General features: G+C 48.7%; 5 protein-coding genes. 4 read left to right on the top strand and 1 reads right to left on the bottom strand.

Annotation, left to right across the window (positions count from 1 at the left end; genetic code table 11):
* Nucleotides 1-539 (bottom strand): cytochrome-c peroxidase (locus HKN79_02075; protein NNC82338.1); only part of this gene is annotated, 539 nt, incomplete at its 3' end.
* A 305-nt stretch (nucleotides 540-844) separates the two neighbouring features.
* Here HKN79_02075 and HKN79_02070 point away from each other — a divergent pair.
* The 4 genes from HKN79_02070 to HKN79_02055 form a co-directional block, all read left to right on the top strand.
* Nucleotides 845-1747, top strand: coding sequence for a cysteine synthase family protein (locus tag HKN79_02070; protein ID NNC82337.1), 903 nt, complete (start codon nucleotides 845-847; stop codon nucleotides 1745-1747).
* The gene (locus tag HKN79_02065; GenBank protein NNC82336.1) at nucleotides 1744-2166 is read left to right on the top strand and encodes a M67 family metallopeptidase; all 423 of its coding nucleotides are present in this window, start codon (nucleotides 1744-1746) and stop codon (nucleotides 2164-2166) included. Before HKN79_02070 ends, HKN79_02065 begins: the two co-directional genes overlap by 4 nt.
* Nucleotides 2167-2186: 20 nt before the next feature.
* Nucleotides 2187-2462 (top strand): molybdopterin synthase sulfur carrier subunit, encoded by a 276-nt coding sequence (locus tag HKN79_02060; protein ID NNC82335.1) that lies wholly within the window; start codon nucleotides 2187-2189, stop codon nucleotides 2460-2462.
* A gap of 11 nt (nucleotides 2463-2473) precedes the next feature.
* The coding region (locus tag HKN79_02055) for a HesA/MoeB/ThiF family protein (GenBank protein ID NNC82334.1) at nucleotides 2474-2950 on the top strand (477 nt) is incomplete at its 3' end.

Here is a 2950-nt window from a genome sequence, read left to right as displayed (position 1 = left end):
TGTATCACACTGTCCAGTTGCATACCCATCTCTATAGGATCCTGAATAGGCATGAGTACCTGGTCTTCAAGCGTAGCCGCGCGTTCATCCCAGAAAAATCGCCCGCGTCCATAATAGGCTGCATTGGCCAGTCCCATGGAGTGCCGACCTGTGAGCCCCCCTTCAAACCCGGAGCTGAAAGCCGCGGGGTCGGAGAATCCATGTTCTTGCTGATGACAAGAAGCACATGAAATGCTCTTATTCTGACTGAGATTCACATCGTAGAACAGCACTCTTCCCAGAGTCGCGCCTTCATCCGTGATTGGATTCTCTTCGGGAGTATTGTTGATCAGGTCTATGGAACTCTGGAAAGAACCTATCAGGTCATTCTCAAAGAAATGCTCAGGTAAGCTGATGTCGGAATAGTTGAAAGGGATTTCTGGAAGTTCGGGACGAGGGTACTGTTCCATCACATCATCATCCTCTATCTCTTCCTTCTGACATGAAGCCAGAGAGCATATCACCACGAGTATCAGCATACAGCGTAGTGCGTTCCTCATACGATATATCGAAGCTGATTCCTGCACGCCATAAAGATAGCCCAGTCACATGGACGGATGAAACCCTTCAGCTGCAAATAACACTTGCGCTCTTGCAGGATATTGTTTTACTTTGGTCTTGATGATGTGGTACATATATACATGTTGCTGTTGTTGTGACCGGAGGTCCGGTTGCAGGAACTATGTGCCCATCTGACGATTTAGAAAGAACATTGTTAAGATAGATGAAGGCTCTTCCTGTACGGAAGGGCCTTTTTTCTTGCCATACGATTGAATCGATGACAGAGTACAGAAGTACCAGTAGAATGGAACGATTGCTGGCCAATTGCCGCCAACGCGTAGGGAATACTCCCATGATCGGAATTGAATCCTTGTCCAGCGATAAGGTGAAGGTATGGGCCAAGCTGGAATGGCACCAGATAGGAAACAGTGTCAAGGCTAGAGCGGCTTTCCATATCATGCAGAGGGCGTGGTCAGAAGGAGAATTGCAGGGTAGGACATTGCTCGATGCATCAAGCGGTAACACTGCCATTGCATATGCAGCGATTGGAAGGGTCTTGCAGATCCCTGTACATATATGTATCCCTTCCAATGCCTCCGAAAAGCGCAAACAGGTCCTGCGTTCACTTGGGGCATCCCTTCATTGGACCAGTGAGATGGAAGGCACTGATGGTGCACAAGCAGTCGCACAGGAAATCCAAGCTCGTTATCCCGAGAAGTATTTCTATGCCGACCAGTATGGGAACCCATCGAATCAAGAGGCCCATGTGCTCACCACATCACGAGAGATCTGGCAACAGCGGGATGGTAGGATCAGCCACTTTGTTGCGGGCCTGGGCACCACTGGAACCTTCACGGGTACGACCAGGGGATTGAAGGATCTAGGAGCCCAATTCCAGGCGATCGCTCTTCAGCCCGACAGCCCCTTACATATCATGGAAGGATGGAAACATCTAGAAACGGCCAAGGTTCCGAGCATTTTCGACCCTTCACAGGTAGATGCGACTGCATCGATCAGTTCAGAATCCGTGATGGATATGATCCGATTCATCGCTCGGAAAGAAGGCCTCTTACTCAGCCCTTCTGCCGCTGCCAATCTGGTAGGCGCGCAAGAACTTGCCCATACTTTGGAAGAAGGGGATATCGTGACCGTGTTGGCCGATGATATCAGCAAGTATGATGAAGTATTGAAGATGATACAGCTATGATAGAGATTCCAAAGAAATACGAAGAGCGTATCGTGGCTCATGGAGAACGAGAATATCCCTATGAGTGTGTCGGATTCATGTATGGGCTGAGGGAGAATGGGACGGTACGGGTGCGTGAAGTACTCGAGATAGACAACCATGCTACAGAGAATAAGCGAAGGCGATTCCAAGTGCTACCTATGGACTATCTCAAGGCTGAGCGCTATGCAGAAGAACATGAGTTGGAACTCATTGGGGTCTATCACTCTCATCCCGACCATCCGGCCCGTCCGAGTGAGCATGATAGGGTACAGGCCATGCCCGTATTCTCCTACGTCATTGTTTCAATAAAAGAAGGAAAAGGTGCTGATATCACCTCATGGCGACTGGATGACACCCATGAATTCCAAGCAGAAGAACTACAGATAGAAAATGAATAATGAATAATAAATCAATAATCATGGTACAGATAAACATACCCACACCGCTACGGAAGTTCACAGATGACCATTCCAAACTGGATCTGGAAGGAAACACCGTTCTGGAACTGATCGAGAATCTCACGGAGAAGTATCCTTCATTGAGACCCTTTTTATTGGATGGGGATTCCATTCGGCCCTATATCAAACTCTTCTTGGGCGATCAGGATATCGATTCACTGGAGCGTGAGCGTACTTCACTCAAAGAAGGTGATATATTGAGCATCATTCCAGCCATCGCAGGTGGTGCAATCTGAATTCTGTCACTATGTTGAGTAAAGAAGAATTGGCTCGTTACAGTAGGCACCTGATCATCCCCGAGTTCGGGCTGGAAGGGCAGGAGCGGTTGAAAAAGAGCAAGGTGCTTGTGATAGGTACTGGAGGACTTGGTGCGCCCATGCTCCAGTATCTCACAGCTGCAGGCATCGGAAAGATCGGGGTAGTGGACTTCGATGTGGTGGAGTCGAGCAATCTTCAGCGGCAGGTCCTATTTACAATTGATGATATCGGTCGTCCCAAGGTGGAGGCCGCAGTCGATCGCCTACAACGTCAGAATCCCTATGTGGAATTCGAGAAATACAATCTTAGGCTGAGCAGTGAGAATGCCTTGGATATCATCTCGAAGTATGACATCATCGCAGACGGGACGGATAATTTCCCCACGCGATATCTGGTGAATGACGCCACGGTAAAAGCTGGAAAGGTCAATGTGTACGCTTCGATCTTCCGGTTTGAAGGGCAATTG

The sequence above is a fragment of the Flavobacteriales bacterium genome, from assembly GCA_013001705.1.
In the GTDB taxonomy this organism is placed as follows: domain Bacteria; phylum Bacteroidota; class Bacteroidia; order Flavobacteriales_D; family JABDKJ01; genus JABDLZ01.
The sequence above is the reverse complement of the archived record's forward strand: the minus strand, read 5'-3'. Positions and strand labels throughout refer to the sequence as shown.

What these genes read in the sequence shown, in the direction of transcription:
- HKN79_02070 (NNC82337.1), top strand. Translation starts at nt 845, where the DNA reads ATGGAACGATTGCTGGCCAATTGCCGCCAACGCGTAGGGAATACTCCC.
- HKN79_02060 (NNC82335.1), top strand. Translation starts at nt 2,187, where the DNA reads ATGGTACAGATAAACATACCCACACCGCTACGGAAGTTCACAGATGAC.
- HKN79_02065 (NNC82336.1), top strand. Translation starts at nt 1,744, where the DNA reads ATGATAGAGATTCCAAAGAAATACGAAGAGCGTATCGTGGCTCATGGA.